Below are 18,237 nucleotides of genomic sequence, written 5' to 3'. Positions count from 1 at the left end.
GATGTCGAAGCTCGGCGATCTCGGCGCCCGGCTCCACCGCGGTGAGGTCGGTTACGACTTCATCGGGAACCGCAAGATCTGGTACGGCCTCTCCGTCCTGATCACCATCACGGCCATCGTCGCCCTGGCCGTCCGCGGCCTCAACATGGGCATCGAGTTCCAGGGCGGTGCCGTCTTCACCACCCCGAAGACGGACGTCACCGTCAGCCAGGCGACGGAGTACGCGGAGGAGGCGTCCGGCCACGACGCGATCGTCCAGCAGCTCGGCAACGGCTCCCTGCGCATCCAGGTCGGCGGTCTCGACACCGAGCAGTCCGACCAGGTCCGCACCGAGCTGGCCAAGGACCTGAACCTCCCCGAGGACAAGATCGCCGCCGAGCTGGTCGGCCCCAGCTGGGGTGAGCAGATCGCCACCAAGGCGTGGACCGGTCTCGGCGTGTTCATGATCCTCGTGGTGATCTATCTGGCCATCGCCTTCGAATGGAGAATGGCCGTCGCGGCGCTGATCGCGCTGATCCACGACCTCACGATCACGGTCGGCATCTACTCGCTGGTCGGCTTCGAGGTCACGGTCGGCACGGTGATCGGTCTGTTGACCATCCTCGGCTATTCGCTGTACGACACCGTCGTCGTCTTCGACTCCCTCAAGGAACAGACGAAGGACATCACGAAGCAGACCCGCTTCACCTACAGCGAGATGGCCAACCGCTCGATCAACGGCACCCTGGTCCGCTCCATCAACACCACCGTCGTGGCGCTGCTGCCCGTCGCGGGCCTGCTCTTCATCGGCGGCGGCGTCCTCGGCGCCGGCATGCTCAACGACATCTCGCTGTCGCTCTTCGTGGGTCTGGCCGCCGGTGCCTACTCCTCGATCTTCATCGCCACCCCGCTCGTCGCCGACCTCAAGGAGCGCGAGCCGGCGATCAAGGCGCTGAAGAAGCGGGTCCTGGCCAAGCGCGCCTCCGCCGCCGCCCGCGGCGAGGACGGCCCGGACGACGACGGCACCGACGCCGCCGAGGCGGCCGTCGTCGGTCCGCGCGCCGCGGCCCGCCGCGGCCGCGCCCAGGAGCGCCGCGGATGACGGCCGAGGCCCAGGACGTGACCGGCCTGCTGCTCAGCCGGATCCGCGACGTCCCCGACTACCCGAAGCCGGGCGTGCTGTTCAAGGACATCACGCCGCTGCTCGCGGACCCGGAGGCGTTCACGGCCCTCACCGACGCGCTCGCCGCGCTCTGCTCCGCGCGGGGCGCGACGAAGATCGTCGGCCTGGAGGCCCGCGGCTTCATCCTCGCGGCGCCGGTCGCCGTCCGCGCGGGCCTGGGCTTCATCCCGGTCCGCAAGGCCGGCAAGCTGCCCGGGGCCACGCTCCGGCAGGCGTACGAGCTGGAGTACGGCACCGCCGAGATCGAGGTGCACGCCGAGGACCTGGCCGCGGGCGACCGCGTCATGGTCATCGACGACGTCCTCGCCACCGGCGGCACCGCCGAGGCGTCCATCGAGCTGATCCGCCGCGCGGGCGCCGAGGTCGCGGGCGTCGCGGTCCTCATGGAGCTCGGCTTCCTCCCGGGCCGCGTCCGGCTGGAGCCCGCCCTCCGGGGCGCTCCGCTCACCGCGCTGATCACCGTCTGAGACGGTCCGGAGAGAACGACGCATGCGCGCCAGGGGCGCCCCGGGAATTCCCGGGGCGCCCCTGGCGTTCGTCCCGGTACGCCCCTCGATGGGGGCCTCCGCAGGCCGCCGCGCCGGCCCCTCGGTCCCCGTCCGTCCCCCGGGCACGTGAGCACGGGGCGGCATGGCTCGATACGATGGCCTTTCCGGGCCTGACCGGGGGACCCGGACCTCCCCCAGACTCCGTCCGGGGGGACCCCAGAGGAGCGCTCTTTGCCAGACGAGGCCCAGTCACTCTCCGCCGCGCAGCCGGACCCCAAGGCCGACAAGGCCGCGCAGGGACCCGGCACGCCCCAGAACAAGCCCGCGGAGAACAGGCCGAAGCCTGCTGCGCCCGCTCCCGCACCGGCCCCCGCGCCCACCCGCTCCGGCGGGTCCTCCAACCGGGTGCGCGCCCGCCTCGCCCGGCTCGGTGTGCAGCGCTCGTCGCCGTACAACCCGGTCCTCGAACCCCTGCTGCGGATCGTCCGCTCCAACGACCCCAAGATCGAAACGGCCACTTTGCGCCAGATCGAGCGGGCCTACCAGGTCGCGGAGCGCTGGCACCGCGGCCAGAAGCGCAAGAGCGGCGACCCGTACATCACCCACCCGCTCGCCGTCACCACGATCCTCGCCGAGCTCGGCATGGACCCGGCGACGCTGATGGCCGGGCTCCTCCACGACACCGTCGAGGACACCGAGTACGGCCTGGAGGACCTGCGCCGCGACTTCGGCGACCAGGTCACGCTCCTCGTCGACGGCGTCACCAAACTCGACAAGGTCCGGTTCGGCGAGGCCGCGCAGGCCGAGACCGTCCGCAAGATGGTCGTCGCCATGGCCAAGGACCCCCGGGTCCTCGTCATCAAGCTCGCGGACCGCCTGCACAACATGCGCACCATGCGCTACCTCAAGCGGGAGAAGCAGGAGAAGAAGGCCCGCGAGACGCTGGAGATCTACGCCCCGCTGGCGCACCGGCTGGGCATGAACACCATCAAGTGGGAGCTGGAGGACCTCGCCTTCGCGATCCTCTACCCGAAGATGTACGACGAGATCGTCCGGCTCGTCGCCGAGCGCGCCCCCAAGCGGGACGAGTACCTCGCCATAGTGACCGACGAGGTCCAGACCGACCTGCGCGCCGCCCGCATCAAGGCGACCGTCACCGGCCGTCCCAAGCACTACTACAGCGTCTACCAGAAGATGATCGTCCGCGGCCGTGACTTCGCGGAGATCTACGACCTGGTCGGCATCCGCGTCCTCGTGGACACCGTCCGCGACTGCTACGCGGCCCTCGGCACCGTCCACGCGCGATGGAACCCGGTCCCCGGCCGGTTCAAGGACTACATCGCGATGCCGAAGTTCAACATGTACCAGTCGCTGCACACGACGGTCATCGGACCCAACGGCAAGCCCGTCGAGCTCCAGATCCGGACCTTCGACATGCACCGCCGGGCCGAGTACGGCATCGCCGCGCACTGGAAGTACAAGCAGGAGGCCGTCGCCGGCGCCTCCAAGGTGCGCACCGACGTGCCGAGGAACACGGGCAAGGACGACCACCTCAACGACATGGCGTGGCTGCGCCAGCTGCTCGACTGGCAGAAGGAGACCGAGGACCCGGGCGAGTTCCTGGAGTCCCTGCGCTTCGACCTCTCCCGCAACGAGGTCTTCGTCTTCACGCCCAAGGGCGACGTCATCGCGCTGCCCGCCGGCGCCACCCCCGTCGACTTCTCCTACGCCGTCCACACCGAGGTCGGCCACCGCACCATAGGAGCCCGGGTGAACGGGCGGCTCGTGCCGCTCGAATCCACCCTCGACAACGGCGACCTGGTGGAGGTCTTCACCTCCAAGGCGGCCGGCGCCGGACCGTCCCGCGACTGGCTGGGCTTCGTCAAGTCCCCGCGCGCCCGCAACAAGATCCGCGCCTGGTTCTCCAAGGAGCGCCGCGACGAGGCCATCGAGCAGGGCAAGGACGCCATCGCGCGGGCCATGCGCAAGCAGAACCTGCCGATCCAGCGGATCCTCACCGGCGACTCCCTCGTCACCCTCGCCCACGAGATGCGGTACAACGACATCTCCTCGCTGTACGCGGCGATCGGCGAGGGCCACGTCACCGCCCAGTCCATCGTGCAGAAGCTGGTGCAGGCGCTCGGCGGCGAGGAGGCCGCCACCGAGGACATCGAGGAGGCGGCACCGCCGACCCGCGGCCGCTCCAAGCGCCGCTCCAACGCCGACCCCGGCGTCGTCGTCAAGGGCGTCGAGGACGTGTGGGTCAAGCTGGCCCGCTGCTGCACCCCGGTCCCCGGCGACCCGATCATCGGCTTCGTCACCCGCGGCAGCGGCGTCTCCGTCCACCGCAGCGACTGCGTCAACGTCGAGTCGCTGTCCCGCGAGCCGGAGCGGATCCTGGAGGTCGAGTGGGCCCCGACCCAGTCCTCGGTCTTCCTGGTCGCCATCCAGGTCGAGGCACTGGACCGCTCCCGGCTCCTCTCCGACGTCACCCGGGTCCTCTCGGACCAGCACGTCAACATCCTCTCGGCGGCCGTCCAGACCTCCCGCGACCGGGTGGCCACCTCCCGCTTCACCTTCGAGATGGGCGACCCCAAGCACCTGGGCCACGTCCTCAAGGCGGTCCGGGGCGTCGAGGGCGTCTACGACGTCTACCGCGTGACGAGCGCGCGCCGGCCGTAGCCGTAGCCGTACCCACGAGGAAGGGCCCCCGGCACACGCCGGGGGCCCTTCCTCGTACCGCTTCGCCGGCGGGGATCAGCCGCCGAACTCCTGCAGGCCCTTCAGCGCCTGGTCGAGCAGGGCCTGGCGGCCCTCCAGCTCCTTGGCGAGCTTGTCGGCCTTGGCGTCGTTGCCCGCCGCCCGGGCCGCGTCGATCTGCTTGCGCAGCTTCTCGACGGCGTCCTGGAGCTGGCCGGTCAGACCCGCGGCACGCGCGCGTGCCTCCGGGTTGGTCCGGCGCCACTCGGCCTCCTCGGCCTCCTGGATGGCCCGCTCCACCGCCTGCATCCGGCCCTCCACCTTCGGGCGGGCGTCGCGCGGCACGTGGCCGATGGCCTCCCAGCGCTCGTTGACGGCACGGAAGGCGGCACGGGCGGCCTTCAGGTCCGTCACCGGGAGCAGCTTCTCGGCCTCGCCGGCGAGCTCCTCCTTCAGCTTGAGGTTCTCGGTCTGCTCCGCGTCCCGCTCGGCGAAGACCTCGGACCGGGCGGCGAAGAAGACGTCCTGGGCACCGCGGAAGCGGTTCCACAGGTCGTCCTCGTGCTCGCGCTGCGCGCGGCCGGCGGCCTTCCAGTCGGCCATCAGCTCGCGGTAGCGGGCCGCGGTCGCGCCCCAGTCGCTGGAGTTCTGCAGCGCCTCGGCCTCGGCGACCAGACGCTCCTTCGCCTTGCGGGCGTCCTCGCGCTGGGCGTCGAGCTGGGCGAAGTGCGCCTTGCGGCGCTTGGAGAAGGCCGAGCGGGCGTGCGAGAAGCGGTGCCACAGCTCGTCGTCGGACTTGCGGTCGAGCCGGGGCAGGCCCTTCCAGGTGTCCACCAGCGCCCGCAGCCGCTCGCCGGCCGCCCGCCACTGCTCGCTCTGCGCCAGCTCCTCGGCCTCGGTGACCAGCGCCTCCTTGGCGGAGCGCGCCTCGTCGGCCTGCTTCGCCTTCTGCGCCTTGCGCTCCTCGCGGCGCGACTCCACCGACTCCGCGAGCTTGTCCAGGCGGGCCGAGAGCGCGGCCAGGTCGCCGACGACGTGGTGCTCGTCGACCTGGTGCCGGATGTGCTCGATCGCCGTCTGGGCGTCCTTCGCCGAGAGGTCGGTGGTCTTCACCCGCTTCTCGAGGAGGCCGATCTCGACCACCAGGCCCTCGTACTTGCGCTCGAAGTAGGCCAGCGCCTCCTCAGGAGTGCCCGCCTGCCAGGATCCGACGACCTCCTCACCCTCGGCCGTCCGCACGTACACGGTGCCGGTCTCGTCGACACGGCCCCACGGGTCGCTGCTCACAGCGCCTCCTCACCATGATGCCCTCGACGGGTGGTGACCCCCGGGCATCGTCCACAGTTCCTGGGCGGGCCTCGCCCGCCTTCCGCCGCGCGGCCGACGGATCGGACCGCGCTGCACAACGCCAATCTAGGCGAACGGCGGCCCGGCTGTCCGCACTCAGCGCGACCGAAATTCCACGGTCACGTGCGTGCGGACCTCCGGGCCGCCGTCCCGCGGAGCGCCGCGCCTCACTTCTTCGCGACGGTCGCCTTCTCGATGGTGACCGGCTTCTTCGGGGCGCCGTCGCCCTGGCCGCCCTCGACCCCGGCCGCGCCGACCTTCTGCACGGCCTTCAGGCCGGCCGCGTCGATCGTGCCGAAGGGGGTGTACTGCGGCGGCAGCTTCGAGTCCTTGTAGACGAGGAAGAACTGCGAGCCGCCGGTGCCCGGCTGCCCGGTGTTGGCCATGGCGACCGTGCCGGCCTTGTACGTGACCTTGCCGTCGGCGCCCGCCTTGCCCAGGGCGTCGAGGTTCTCGTCCGGGATGGTGTAGCCGGGGCCGCCCATGCCGGTGCCCTCCGGGTCGCCGCACTGGAGCACGAAGATCCCGGCGGTGGTGAGCCGGTGGCACTTCGTCCCGTCGAAGTACTTCTTGTCGGCGAGGTGCTTGAACGAATTCACCGTCCGCGGGGTCTTCGCCGCGTCCATCTCGATGGTGACGTCGCCCTCGTTGGTCTTCAGGGCGAAGGCGTACGCGCCCGCGGCCTCGATGCCCATCTTCGGCTCGCCGGTCGCCGCCTCGTTCTCGGTGTTCTTGGCGTCGTCCCCGAGAAACTGCACCGAGGCGTACACCGCCCCGCCGGCGGCGAGCACCACCGCGAGGGAGGCGGCGATCACGGTGGTGCGGCGCTTGGTCTTGCGCTGCGCCTCCGCCCGTCGCTGCTGCTGGCGCGCGTACTTGTCCCTGGCGAGCTGCCGCCGCCGCTGATCGCTGGTGACCACCGGGTCCGCTCCCTCTCGTTCGTCTGTTCCTGTCCTGGCCGGATGTGCCCGTACCGTATACGGGTTGGCTGTGGAATACGCACCGCCGGTAGGCTCTGATCTGCTGCATTCCGCGAGACAGCGGTCAACCGCCGGACGAGATTGAAGGACGATCGTGCTGATTGCCGGGTTCCCGGCCGGGGCCTGGGGCACCAACTGTTACGTGGTCGCCCCCGCCGCGGGTGAGGAGTGCGTCATCATCGACCCGGGCCACCAGGCCGCCCAGGGAGTCGAGGAGACGCTGAAGAAGCATCGGCTCAAGCCCGTCGCGGTGGTCCTCACCCATGGCCACATCGACCATGTCGCCTCGGTCGTCCCGGTCTGCGGCGCCCATGACGTGCCCGCGTGGATCCACCCCGCCGACCGCTACATGATGAGCGACCCGGAGAAGGCCCTCGGCCGCTCCATCGGGATGCCGCTCATGGGCGAGCTGACCGTGGGCGAGCCGGACGACGTGCACGAGCTCACCGACGGTGCCGCGCTGAAGCTCGCCGGCATGGACTTCTCCGTCGCGCACGCGCCCGGTCATACCAAGGGGTCGGTGACCTTCCGGACGCCGGAGACCACGGAGATCCCCTCCGTCCTCTTCTCCGGCGACCTGCTGTTCGCCGGCTCCATCGGACGCACCGACCTGCCCGGCGGTGACATGGCCGAGATGCTCGCGTCGCTGACCCGCGTGGTCCTGCCGCTCGACAACTCGACCGTCGTCCTGTCCGGCCACGGTCCCCAGACGACCATCGGCCAGGAGCGCGCCACCAACCCGTATCTGCGGCAAGTGGCCTCCGGCCTCGGGAGCGACACCCAGGCTCCCCGACGAGGAATGTGACGAGACTTCCGTGAGCACCTTTCAGGCCCCCAAGGGCACGTACGACCTTATCCCCCCGCGCTCCGCCGTCTTCCTGGCGGTCCGCGACACCATCGCCGGCCAGGTGAGGAACGCCGGCTACGGCTACGTCGAGACCCCCGGCTTCGAGGACGTGAACCTCTTCGCCCGCGGCGTCGGCGAGTCCACCGACATCGTCACCAAGGAGATGTACACCCTCACCACGAAGGGCGGCGACCAGCTCGCCCTCCGCCCCGAGGGCACCGCCTCCGTGCTGCGCGCGGCCCTCCAGGCCAACCTGCACAAGCAGGGCAACCTGCCCGTCAAGCTCTGGTACTCCGGCTCGTACTACCGCTACGAGCGGGCCCAGGCGGGCCGCTACCGCCACTTCTCGCAGGTCGGCGCCGAGGCGATCGGCGCCGAGGACCCGGCGCTCGACGCCGAGCTGATCATCCTGGCCGACCAGGCGTACCGCGCCCTCGGCCTGCGCCAGTACCGCATCCTGCTGAACTCGCTCGGCGACAAGGAGTGCCGCCCCGTCTACCGCGAGGCCCTGCAGACCTTCCTGCGCGGCCTCGACCTCGACGAGGAGACCCTGCGCCGCGCCGAGATCAACCCGCTGCGGGTCCTCGACGACAAGCGGGCCGACGTGCAGAAGCAGCTCGTCGACGCGCCGCTGCTCCGCGACTACCTGTGCGACGCCTGCAAGGCGTACCACGAGCAGGTCCGCGAGCTGATCACCGCCGCCGGCGTGGTCTTCGAGGACGACCTCAAGCTCGTCCGCGGCCTGGACTACTACACCCGGACCACCTTCGAGTTCGTCCACGACGGTCTCGGCTCGCAGTCCGCGGTGGGCGGCGGCGGCCGCTACGACGGCCTCTCCGAGATGATCGGCGGCCCCGCGCTGCCGTCCGTCGGCTGGGCGCTGGGCGTCGACCGGACCGTCCTCGCCCTGGAGGCCGAGGGCGTCACCCTCGACCTGCCCGCCGCCACCAGCGTCTTCGCCGTGGCCCTCGGCGAGGAGGCGCGGCGCGTCCTCTTCGGCAAGGTCACCGAGCTGCGCCGGGCCGGGATCGCGGCCGACTTCTCCTTCGGCGGCAAGGGCCTCAAGGGGTCCATGAAGGACGCCAACCGCTCCGGTGCCCGCCTCGCCCTGGTGGCGGGGGAGCGGGACCTCGCCGAGGGCGTGGTCCAGCTCAAGGACATGGAGTCCGGCGAGCAGCGCGCGGTCGCCCTGGACGAGGTCCTGGACGCCGTGCGGGGCCTGCTGGCCTGACGCACGACCCCCGGAAGGGCCCGGTCCGCACCCGCGGCCGGGCCCTTCCTTATGCCCCGCGAACGGCCGATGGAGTACGCCTTGTTGCAGAATGGCCGGGGCCGCGACGGCGGCGGGCGAGGGACGAGCGAGGAAAAGGACGGGCATGACGAAGGCAGCGGCGGACGGGGCCGTGTCCCGCGGGGACGACGGCACGGCCGGGACCATCGGCGCGAGCAAGGGCCTCGCCTGGCTCCTGGTGATCACCGGAGCGGCCGGGCTGCTCGCCGCCTGGGTCATCACCCTCGACAAGTTCAAGCTCCTGGAGGACCCGAACTTCGTCCCCGGGTGCAGCCTCAACCCGATCGTGTCCTGCGGGAACATCATGAAGAGCGACCAGGCGTCGGTCTTCGGCTTCCCCAACCCCATGCTCGGCCTGGTCACCTACGGCATGGTGATCGCCATCGGCGTCGGCCTCCTCGCCGGCGCCCGCTACCGCCGCTGGTACTGGCTGGGCCTCAACGCCGGCGCGTTCTTCGGCGTCGGCTTCTGCACCTGGCTCATGCAGCAGTCCCTGTACGAGATCAACTCGCTCTGCCTGTGGTGCTGCCTCGCCTGGACCGCCACGATCATCATGTTCTGGTACGTGACCTCGCACAACGTCCGCAAGGGCGTCATCCCCGCCCCGGCCGGCCTGCGGACCTTCTTCACCGAGTTCACCTGGGTCCTGCCCGTCCTGCACATCGGGATCATCGGCATGCTGATCCTCACCCGCTGGTGGGACTTCTGGACGAGCTGACCGCTCCCGCCCGCTTGTCGGTGGCGTGACCTAGGCTTCATGGACGTGGAGCCCGACCTCTTTACCGCAGCCGCCGAAGAACGCCAGGAGAAGGATCCGTCCAGCAGCCCGCTGGCGGTCCGGATGCGCCCCCGCACCCTCGACGAGGTGGTGGGCCAGCGCCACCTGCTCAAGCCGGGCTCGCCGCTGCGGCGGCTCGTCGGGGAGGGCGCCGGCCCCGCCGGCGCCTCCTCGGTGATCCTCTGGGGCCCGCCCGGCATCGGCAAGACCACCCTCGCGTACGTGGTCTCCAAGGCGACCGAGAAGCGCTTCGTCGAGCTCTCCGCGATCACCGCCGGCGTCAAGGAGGTCCGGGCCGTCATCGACGGCGCCCGCCGTGCCTCCGGCGGCTACGGCAAGGAGACCGTCCTCTTCCTCGACGAGATCCACCGCTTCTCCAAGGCCCAGCAGGACTCCCTGCTCCCCGCCGTCGAGAACCGCTGGGTCACCCTCATCGCCGCCACCACCGAGAACCCCTACTTCTCGGTGATCTCCCCGCTGCTCTCCCGCTCCCTGCTCCTCACCCTGGAACCGCTCACCGACGAGGACCTCAGCGGCCTCATGGACCGGGCCGTCACCGAGGAGCGCGGGCTCGGCGGCGCCGTCGAGCTCCGGGACGACGCCCGCTCCCACTTGCTGCGGATCGCCGGCGGCGACGCCCGGCGCGCCCTGACCGCCCTGGAGGCCGCGGCCGGCGGCGCCCTCGCCAAGGACGAGCGGGAGATCACCCTCCAGACCGTCGAGGAGGCGGTCGACCGGGCCGCCGTGACGTACGACCGGGACGGCGACCAGCACTACGACGTCGCCAGCGCCCTCATCAAGTCCATCCGCGGCTCCGACGTCGACGCGGCCCTGCACTACCTGGCCCGCATGATCGAGGCGGGGGAGGACCCCCGCTTCATCGCCCGCCGCCTGATGATCTCCGCCAGCGAGGACATCGGCCTCGCCGACCCCCAGGCGCTGCCGCTCGCCGTCGCCGCCGCCCAGGCCGTCGCCATGATCGGCTTCCCCGAGGCCGCTCTCACCCTCAGTCACGCCACCATCGCCCTCGCCCTGGCCCCCAAGTCCAACGCGGCGACCAACGCGATCTTCGCCGCCCGCGAGGACGTCAGGAGCGGCCTCGCCGGACCCGTCCCGGCCCATCTCCGCGACGGCCACTACAAGGGCGCCGCCAAGCTCGGCCACGCCCAGGGGTACGTCTACCCCCACGACGTGCCCGGCGCGATCGCGAGCCAGCAGTACGCCCCCGACGCCCTCCACGGCAGGCGGTACTACGAGCCCACCCGCTACGGCGCCGAGGCGCGCTACGCGGACGTGGTGGAGAAGGTCCGCGAGCGGCTGAAGGGCGGCGGCTGACCGCCGCCCGGGCCCCCGGCCGGTGGCGCTCCGCGGAGCCGGTACACTGGTCGGGATCGCTGCGTCCCGTGTCCGGCCCCAGGCCGGCGCCACCAGAGCGGGACAGTCAGCAGGAGACCCGGCCCCCGGGCAGGGTTTCCAGGAGCGTCGCGCACCTCGAAGGTGTCGCGTGCCACCCACCACCCCCCGGGTTCCCGGGACCGGCGGTGGGTCGTTCGCGTGCTGCACGTACGTGCCCAGACCGGGAAGCGGCTGCCCGACAGGTCCCTCGCGGACCCGACGGGTTTTCCCGGCTGCGGATGCGACCTCCCTAACCACTGGTGAAGCCGTATTCGTTCAGACAGAGAGGTTGGTTCATGCCGAACCAGGCCCGCCCCAAGGTCAAGAAGTCGCGTGCGCTCGGTATCGCGCTGACGCCGAAGGCCGTCAAGTACTTCGAGGCCCGTCCCTACCCGCCGGGCGAGCACGGCCGCGGTCGCAAGCAGAACTCGGACTACAAGGTCCGTCTGCTCGAGAAGCAGCGTCTGCGTGCCCAGTACGACATCAGCGAGCGCCAGATGGCGCGCGCCTACGACCGCGCCAAGAAGGCCGAGGGCAAGACGGGCGAGGCGCTGGTCGTCGAGCTCGAGCGCCGTCTCGACGCCCTGGTCCTGCGTTCGGGCATCGCCCGCACCATCTACCAGGCCCGTCAGATGGTCGTCCACGGCCACATCCAGGTCAACGGTGGCAAGGTCGACAAGCCGTCCTTCCGCGTCCGTCCCGACGACGTCGTGATGGTCCGCGAGAAGTCCCGCGCGAAGACCCTGTTCCAGGTCGCCCGCGAGGGTGGCTTCGCCCCCGACGGCGAGACCCCGCGCTACCTCCAGGTCAACCTGAAGGCCCTGGCCTTCCGCCTGGACCGTGAGCCGAACCGCAAGGAGATCCCGGTCATCTGCGACGAGCAGCTGGTCGTCGAGTACTACGCCCGCTGATCCAGCGGCCGCAGTACCACCCCCGCGGTGTTCAGCCCGCCGCTTCCCCGCCCTTTCCGGTGGGGGAGCCGGCGGGCTTCCGCGTTCCCGGGACCACCGGCGGACGCGCCGTACGGAACGGCCGCGGCGCCGCGGCCCCCGGCCGCCCGTCCCCGGCCCCGCCGGACCGCTCGGCCACCGCCCGCTCCACCGTCTCGTCCAGCGACAGCCCCCGGCCCAGCCGGACCGCCTCCTCGTACCGCTCGGCGCCCAGCTCCTCCACCGCCCGCCCCGCGCACAGCGCCCGCGGCCCGTCGAAGGAGCCCGATCCGAAGAGCCGGAGCCCCACCGCGTCCCAGACCGGAAGCGCCGCGCCCTGGAGCACCGCCGCCTCCACCGGGTCGCCCTCGCCGACCGTCACGAGCGCCAGCAGCTCCACCGCCAGCACCACCCCCACCAGGTCGCGGAAGAGGTGGTTGATCGACACGCACTCGACCAGCAGCTCCCGCGCCTCCGGCAGCGCGCCCCGCGTCCACGCCGAGAACGCCAGCACGTACAGCGCGTACGCCCGTGACCAGCGCTCCCCGCGCTCCTCGCAGACCTCCCGCACCTCCCGGCAGATCGCCGTCGCGCCCTCCAGATCGCCCTGGAAGGCCCGCGCCATCGCCAGCTCCACCTGGGCCATCAGCACATTGCTGTTCAGCTCGCCCAGCTCCCCGTACGCGTCCAGCGCCCGGCCGAGCAGCTCCTCGGCGCGCGGGAAGTCGTCGGACAGCAGCGCCAGACAGCCCATCCGGTGCGTCGCGTACGCCTCCGCCAGCCGGTTCCGCGACGCCCGGGCCTGCTCCCGGCAGGTGTGCAGCGCGGCCACCGCCGCCGTCGGGTCGCCCTGGAGGATCGCCACGTAGCCGAGCACCCACAGCGCCTTCAGCCGCGCCTCCTCGTGCCCCGAGTCCAGGGCCAGCGCCCGGTCCAGCCAGTGCCGCCCCTCCGAGAGCCGCCCGCACCCGACCCACGCGAACCAGAGCGTGCCCGCCAGGTGCTGGGCGAGGTGGGCGTCGTCCGGCAGCTCCAGGCACACGTCGAGCGCCGCCCGCAGGTTCGGCAGCGCCGCGGCCGTCCGGGCCGCCACCTCCGCCTGCCGGGGGCTGAACCACTCCAGCTCGCACCAGGTCGCCAGGCCCATGTACCAGTCCCGGTGCCGCCGGCGCATCCGCTCGGTGTCCCCGAGCGCCGCCAGCCACTCCGCCCCGTACGCCGCCACCGTGTCGAGCATCCGGTAGCCCGGGCCCGCCGCCGTGTCCTCCCGGGCCACCAGCGACTGGGCCAGCAGACCGCCGAGCAGGTCGAGGATCCCCTCCTGCGGCAGGTCGGGCCCGCCGCACACGTACTCCACGGCCTCCAGGTCGAAGGGGCCGGCGAAGACCGAGAGGCGCGCCCAGAGCAGCCGTTCCTCCGGCGTGCACAGCTCGTGGCTCCAGCCGATGGCGGTGCGCAGCGTCCGGTGGCGGGGGAGGACCCCGCGCCCGCCGTCGCCGAGGAGCCGGAAGCGGTCGTCCAGCCGCGCGAGGAGCTGCTCCACCGAGAGCAGCGGCAGCCGGCCGGCGGCCAGTTCGAGCGCGAGCGGGATCCCGTCGAGCCGCCGGCACAGCTCCCGTGCCGCCGCGTCGTCCGCGAGGGCGGGCGCCCCGGCCCGTGCCGCCCGCTCGGCGAGGAGGGTCAGCGCGTCCGGCCCGCCCATCGGCGCCAGCGTGAGGACGGCCTCGCCGGGCACCCGCAGCGGGCGGCGGCCGGTGGCCAGCACGGTCAGTCCGGGGGCCGCCGCGAGCAGGTCGTGGACGAGCGGGGCGCAGACCTCCACCAGGTGCTCGAAGCCGTCGAGCACGAGGAGCAGCCGGCGTCCGGCGAGGTGCTCCCGCAGGACCTCGCGCGGTCCGCGGAGCGTGTGGTCGGTCGGGCCGAGCGCCTCCACGAGGGCGTGCTCGACCAGCGCCGGGTCGCGCAGCGGTGCCAGCTCCGCGAGCCGTACCTCTTCGCCGTAGCGTTTCTGCACCGCTGCGGCGGCCCTCAGAGCCAGCCGGGTCTTGCCGACCCCGCCCACCCCGAGGACCGTGACGAGGCGTGACTCGGCCAGGAGCGCGGCCAGTTCGGCCTGCTCGTCGGTCCGACCCACGAACCGGTCGAGCTCCGCCGGGAGATTGCTGCGTCGCATGGGACACGGAGCGTACTCATCCGCGCGCGCTCCGTACAATCTGATCGCGTAACTCCCGCCCCACGGGCGGTAATGCGGTACGGCGTGACAGCCCGGGCGCGATAGGGTCGGGGGACGACTTTTCGCATGACCCGAACGACCAACGACGACAGCAGAGAGCGGTGCGGCGTGACCGGTGGAGAGGTTGCCGGGATCCTGGTGGCCGTGTTCTGGGCGATCCTCGTCTCCTTCCTCGCCGTGGTGCTGGCGAGACTGGCGCAGACGCTCCGGGCGACCACCAAACTCGTGGCGGACGTGACCGAGCAGGCCGTTCCCCTGCTCGCCGACGCGTCGGCGACCGTCCGCTCGGCACAGACCCAGCTGGACCGGGTCGACGCCATCGCCTCCGACGTCCAGGAGGTCACCGCCAACGCCTCCGCGCTCTCGACGACCGTCGCCTCCACCTTCGGCGGCCCGCTCGTCAAGGTCGCCGCGTTCGGCTACGGGGTCCGCAGGGCGCTCGGCCGGGGCCGGGACCGCGAGGAAGTGCCGCCCGCCACCGGGCGACGTACTGTGATCGTCGGCCGTACCGTGCCTCTCGCACGGCGCCGGAAGCAGAAGGGCTGAGCCGCGATGTTCCGCCGCACGTTCTGGTTCACGGCCGGCGCAGCCGCCGGCGTCTGGGCCACCACCAAGGTCAACCGCAAGATCCAGCAGCTGACCCCCGAGAGCCTGGCGGCACAGGCCGCGAACAAGGCGGTCGAGGCGGGCCACCGGCTCAAGGACTTCGCCCTCGACGTGAGGGCGGGCATGGTCCAGCGGGAGGCCGAGCTGGGCGAGGCGCTCGGCCTCGACGCCTCGCCCCCCGCGGACCGGGAACTCCCGGAGCCCCGCCGCCGGGCCGCCCTCGGCCCCACCCAGCACAAGACCACGACCACGTTTTCGTCGCGCACGATCTCGTACAACCGGAATGAGGACCACTGATGGAGTCGGCTGAAATCCGCCGCCGCTGGCTGAGCTTCTTCGAGGAGCGCGGGCACACCGTCGTCCCTTCGGCGTCGCTCATCGCGGACGACCCGACTCTGCTCCTCGTCCCCGCCGGCATGGTGCCCTTCAAGCCCTACTTCCTGGGTGAGGTCAAGCCGCCCTTCACGCGCGCCTCCAGCGTGCAGAAGTGCGTCCGCACCCCGGACATCGAAGAGGTCGGCAAGACCACCCGCCACGGCACCTTCTTCCAGATGTGCGGCAACTTCTCCTTCGGCGACTACTTCAAGGAAGGCGCCATCAAGCTCGCCTGGGAGCTGCTGACCTCCCCGGTGGAGCACGGCGGCTACGGGCTGGAGCCGGAGAAGCTCTGGATCACCGTCTACCTGGAGGACGACGAGGCCGAGCGCATCTGGCGCGACGTCGTCGGCGTCCCCGCCGAGCGCATCCAGCGCCTCGGCAAGAAGGACAACTACTGGTCCATGGGCGTCCCCGGCCCGTGCGGCCCGTGCTCCGAGATCAACTACGACCGCGGCCCCGAGTTCGGCGTCGAGGGCGGCCCGGCCGTCAACGACGAGCGGTACGTGGAGATCTGGAACCTCGTCTTCATGCAGTACGAGCGCGGTGAGGGCTCCGGCAAGGAGGACTTCCCGATCCTCGGCGAGCTGCCGTCGAAGAACATCGACACGGGCCTCGGCCTGGAGCGCCTGGCGATGATCCTCCAGGGCGTCCAGAACATGTACGAGACGGACACCCTCAAGGTCGTCATCGACAAGGCCACCGAGCTCACCGGCGTCGCCTACGGCAAGGCCCACGACAGCGACGTCTCGCTGCGCGTGGTCGCCGACCACATGCGCACCTCGGTCATGCTCATCGGCGACGGCGTCACCCCGGGCAACGAGGGCCGCGGCTACGTGCTGCGCCGCATCATGCGCCGCGCCGTCCGCAACATGCGCCTGCTCGGCGCCACCGGCCCGGTCGTCGGCGCGCTCGTCGACACGGTCATCACGACCATGGGCGAGCAGTACCCGGAGCTGGAGACCGACCGCAAGCGGATCGAGACGGTCGCCCTCGCCGAGGAGGCCGCGTTCCTGAAGGCCCTCAAGGGCGGCACCAACATCCTCGACACCGCCGTCACCGAGACCAAGGCCGCCGGCGGCACGGTCCTCGCCGGCGAGAAGGCGTTCCTGCTCCACGACACCTGGGGCTTCCCGATCGACCTCACCCTGGAGATGGCCGCCGAACAGGGCCTCGCCGTGGACGAGGACGGCTTCCGCCGCCTGATGAAGGAGCAGCGGGACCGCGCCAAGGCCGACGCCAAGGCCAAGAAGACCGGCCACGCCGACGTCTCCGCCTACCGTGAGATCGCCGACACCTCCGGCGCCACCCAGTTCACCGGCTACACCAACACCGAGGGCGAGTCCACGGTCGTCGGCCTGTTGGTGAACGGCGTCCCGTCGCCGGCCGCCTCCGAGGGCGACGAGGTCGAGGTCGTCCTCGACCGCACCCCCTTCTACGCCGAGGGCGGCGGTCAGATCGCCGACCAGGGCCGCATCCGGCTGCACTCCGGCGCCGTCATCCAGATCCGCGACGTGCAGCAGCCGGTCCCCGGCGTCTCCGTGCACAAGGGTTCGGTGCAGGTCGGCGAGGTGACCGTGGGCTCCACCGCCTACGCCACCATCGACGTCCGCCGCCGCCAGGCCATCGCCCGCGCCCACTCGGCCACCCACCTGACCCACCAGGCGCTGCGCGACGCCCTGGGCCCGACGGCCGCCCAGGCCGGTTCGGAGAACCAGCCCGGCCGCTTCCGCTTCGACTTCGGTTCGCCGAACGCCGTACCCGGCACGGTCCTCATGGACGTCGAGCAGAAGATCAACGAGGTCCTCTCGCGCGAGCTGGAGGTCCACGCCGAGGTCATGCCGATCGACGAGGCCAAGCGGCAGGGCGCCATCGCCGAGTTCGGCGAGAAGTACGGCGAGCAGGTCCGCGTCGTCACCATCGGCGACTTCTCCAAGGAGCTGTGCGGCGGCACGCACGTCAAGAACACCGCGGCCCTGGGCCTGGTGAAGCTGCTCGGCGAGTCCTCCATCGGCTCCGGCGTGCGCCGCATCGAGGCCCTGGTCGGCGTCGACGCGTACCACTTCCTCGCCAAGGAGCACACGGTCGTCGCCCAGCTCCAGGAGCTGGTCAAGGGCCGCGCCGAGGAGCTGCCGGAGAAGATCTCCGCCATGCTCGGCAAGCTGAAGGACGCCGAGAAGGAGATCGAGAAGTTCCGCGCGGAGAAGGTCCTCCAGGCCGCCTCCGGTCTGGTCGACTCCGCCAAGGACATCCGGGGCCTCGCCCTCGTCACCGGCCAGGTCCCGGACGGCACCGGCGCCGACGACCTGCGCAGGCTGGTCCTCGACGTGCGCGGCCGGATCCCGTCCGACCGCCCGGCCGTCGTGGCCCTGTTCACCACGGCCAACGGCAAGCCGCTGACGGTCATCGCCACCAACGAGGCCGCCCGCGAGCGTGGCCTCAAGGCCGGCGAGCTGGTCCGCACCGCCGCCAAGACCCTCGGTGGCGGTGGCGGCGGCAAGCCGGACGTCGCCCAGGGCGGCGGCCAGAACCCGGAGGCCGTCGGCGAGGCCATCGCCGCCGTCGAGCGCCTCGTGGTGGAGACGGCGTGACGATGCGCCGCGGCCGCCGCATCGCGGTCGATGTCGGGGACGCCCGGATCGGGGTCGCCTCGTGCGACCCCGACGGGGTCCTCGCCACGCCGGTGGAGACCGTGCCGGGACGTGACGTCCCGGCGGCCCACCGGCGGCTCCGCCAGATCGTCGAGGAGTACGAGCCGATCGAGGTCGTCGTGGGCCTGCCCCGCTCGCTCAGCGGGCGGGAGGGTCCGGCGGCCACCAAGGTCCGGGCCTTCGCCAGGGAGATGGCGCGCGGGATCGCCCCGGTGCCCGTCCGTCTGGTCGACGAGCGGATGACCACCGTGACCGCGACCCAGGGGCTGCGGGCCTCCGGCGTGAAGTCCAAGAAGGGGCGGTCCGTCATCGATCAGGCCGCCGCTGTGATCATCCTTCAGAACGCTCTTGAGTCCGAACGGGTATCAGGTAATCCGCCCGGCGAGGGCGTCGAAGTGGTCATCTGATCGCGATACGGTAACGTTCCGCGCGATGCGGCCGTGTTCGAACAGCTG

At 71.7% G+C, this 18,237-nt stretch carries 15 protein-coding genes; 12 read left to right on the top strand and 3 right to left on the bottom strand.

Features of this window, described 5'->3' with window-relative positions; all coding sequences use genetic code 11:
* The first annotated feature begins 1 nt into the window (after position 1).
* The 3 genes from secF (at position 2) to ACFVU3_RS17860 (ending at position 4,332) form a co-directional block, all read left to right on the top strand.
* Positions 2–1,081 carry a protein translocase subunit SecF gene (gene secF / locus ACFVU3_RS17870; protein WP_390067135.1) on the top strand — a complete coding sequence of 360 codons (1,080 nt, stop codon included), beginning with the start codon at positions 2–4 and terminating at the stop codon, positions 1,079–1,081.
* A complete protein-coding gene (locus tag ACFVU3_RS17865) occupies positions 1,078–1,629 on the top strand; it encodes an adenine phosphoribosyltransferase (RefSeq protein WP_390067134.1) in 552 nt (183 codons plus the stop codon). The genes secF and ACFVU3_RS17865 overlap by 4 nt, the downstream gene beginning before the upstream one ends.
* Before the next feature lie 252 nt (positions 1,630–1,881).
* Positions 1,882–4,332, top strand: coding sequence for a RelA/SpoT family protein (locus tag ACFVU3_RS17860; RefSeq protein ID WP_390067133.1), 2,451 nt, complete (start codon positions 1,882–1,884; stop codon positions 4,330–4,332).
* Positions 4,333–4,407: 75 nt separating this feature from the next.
* On the opposite strand, the gene ACFVU3_RS17855 is transcribed toward ACFVU3_RS17860, so the two are convergent.
* Positions 4,408–5,637, bottom strand: a complete 1,230-nt coding sequence (locus ACFVU3_RS17855) for a DUF349 domain-containing protein (protein WP_390067132.1) — start codon at positions 5,635–5,637, stop codon at positions 4,408–4,410.
* A gap of 227 nt (positions 5,638–5,864) precedes the next feature.
* Positions 5,865–6,617 carry a peptidylprolyl isomerase gene (locus ACFVU3_RS17850; RefSeq protein WP_390067131.1) on the bottom strand — a complete coding sequence of 251 codons (753 nt, stop codon included), beginning with the start codon at positions 6,615–6,617 and terminating at the stop codon, positions 5,865–5,867.
* Positions 6,618–6,771: 154 nt separating this feature from the next.
* On the opposite strand from ACFVU3_RS17850, the gene ACFVU3_RS17845 reads away from it, so the two are divergent.
* The 5 genes from ACFVU3_RS17845 to rpsD all read left to right on the top strand — a co-directional run bounded on the left by ACFVU3_RS17845 (position 6,772) and on the right by rpsD (position 11,899).
* Complete coding sequence (locus ACFVU3_RS17845) at positions 6,772–7,482, top strand: MBL fold metallo-hydrolase (RefSeq protein ID WP_390067130.1); 711 nt, start codon at positions 6,772–6,774, stop codon at positions 7,480–7,482.
* Positions 7,483–7,492: 10 nt separating this feature from the next.
* Positions 7,493–8,755: a histidine--tRNA ligase gene (gene hisS / locus ACFVU3_RS17840; protein WP_390067129.1), complete on the top strand. Its 1,263-nt coding sequence runs from the start codon at positions 7,493–7,495 to the stop codon at positions 8,753–8,755.
* A 145-nt stretch (positions 8,756–8,900) separates the two neighbouring features.
* Entirely contained in the window at positions 8,901–9,533 is a 633-nt protein-coding gene (locus ACFVU3_RS17835) for a vitamin K epoxide reductase family protein (protein WP_390067128.1), read from the top strand.
* A gap of 45 nt (positions 9,534–9,578) precedes the next feature.
* A complete protein-coding gene (locus ACFVU3_RS17830) occupies positions 9,579–10,928 on the top strand; it encodes a replication-associated recombination protein A (protein ID WP_390067283.1) in 1,350 nt (449 codons plus the stop codon).
* A gap of 356 nt (positions 10,929–11,284) precedes the next feature.
* Positions 11,285–11,899, top strand: a complete 615-nt coding sequence (gene rpsD, locus ACFVU3_RS17825; RefSeq protein WP_043228069.1) for a 30S ribosomal protein S4 — start codon at positions 11,285–11,287, stop codon at positions 11,897–11,899.
* Positions 11,900–11,930: 31 nt separating this feature from the next.
* Here rpsD and ACFVU3_RS17820 read toward each other — a convergent pair whose 3' ends face one another.
* The gene (locus tag ACFVU3_RS17820; protein ID WP_390067127.1) at positions 11,931–14,090 is read right to left on the bottom strand and encodes an ATP-binding protein; all 2,160 of its coding nucleotides are present in this window, start codon (positions 14,088–14,090) and stop codon (positions 11,931–11,933) included.
* A gap of 168 nt (positions 14,091–14,258) precedes the next feature.
* On the opposite strand from ACFVU3_RS17820, the gene ACFVU3_RS17815 reads away from it, so the two are divergent.
* From ACFVU3_RS17815 to ruvX, 4 genes are read left to right on the top strand one after another with little or no spacing between them, the layout of a single operon-like run.
* The gene (locus tag ACFVU3_RS17815; protein WP_390067281.1) at positions 14,259–14,696 is read left to right on the top strand and encodes a DUF948 domain-containing protein; all 438 of its coding nucleotides are present in this window, start codon (positions 14,259–14,261) and stop codon (positions 14,694–14,696) included.
* A gap of 6 nt (positions 14,697–14,702) precedes the next feature.
* A complete protein-coding gene (locus ACFVU3_RS17810) occupies positions 14,703–15,053 on the top strand; it encodes a DUF6167 family protein (protein ID WP_390067125.1) in 351 nt (116 codons plus the stop codon).
* Positions 15,053–17,722 (top strand): alanine--tRNA ligase, encoded by a 2,670-nt coding sequence (gene alaS / locus ACFVU3_RS17805; RefSeq protein WP_390067123.1) that lies wholly within the window; start codon positions 15,053–15,055, stop codon positions 17,720–17,722. Before ACFVU3_RS17810 ends, alaS begins: the two co-directional genes overlap by 1 nt.
* 2 nt (positions 17,723–17,724) lie before the next feature.
* Positions 17,725–18,189, top strand: a complete 465-nt coding sequence (gene ruvX / locus ACFVU3_RS17800; RefSeq protein WP_390067279.1) for a Holliday junction resolvase RuvX — start codon at positions 17,725–17,727, stop codon at positions 18,187–18,189.
* The last annotated feature ends 48 nt before the right edge of the window (positions 18,190–18,237 follow it).

It is taken from the genome of Streptomyces sp. NPDC058052 (assembly GCF_042885515.1).
Lineage (GTDB): Bacteria > Actinomycetota > Actinomycetes > Streptomycetales > Streptomycetaceae > Streptomyces.
This window is presented reverse-complemented; position numbering and strand designations above follow the sequence as displayed.

Excerpts from the sequence above, each read along its gene's own strand:
- secF (WP_390067135.1), top strand. The coding sequence starts at position 2 with ATGTCGAAGCTCGGCGATCTCGGCGCCCGGCTCCACCGCGGTGAGGTC.
- ACFVU3_RS17865 (WP_390067134.1), top strand. The coding sequence starts at position 1,078 with ATGACGGCCGAGGCCCAGGACGTGACCGGCCTGCTGCTCAGCCGGATC.
- ACFVU3_RS17835 (WP_390067128.1), top strand. The coding sequence starts at position 8,901 with ATGACGAAGGCAGCGGCGGACGGGGCCGTGTCCCGCGGGGACGACGGC.
- rpsD (WP_043228069.1), top strand. The coding sequence starts at position 11,285 with ATGCCGAACCAGGCCCGCCCCAAGGTCAAGAAGTCGCGTGCGCTCGGT.
- ACFVU3_RS17820 (WP_390067127.1), bottom strand. The coding sequence starts at position 14,090 with ATGCGACGCAGCAATCTCCCGGCGGAGCTCGACCGGTTCGTGGGTCGG.
- ACFVU3_RS17810 (WP_390067125.1), top strand. The coding sequence starts at position 14,703 with ATGTTCCGCCGCACGTTCTGGTTCACGGCCGGCGCAGCCGCCGGCGTC.
- alaS (WP_390067123.1), top strand. The coding sequence starts at position 15,053 with ATGGAGTCGGCTGAAATCCGCCGCCGCTGGCTGAGCTTCTTCGAGGAG.
- ruvX (WP_390067279.1), top strand. The coding sequence starts at position 17,725 with ATGCGCCGCGGCCGCCGCATCGCGGTCGATGTCGGGGACGCCCGGATC.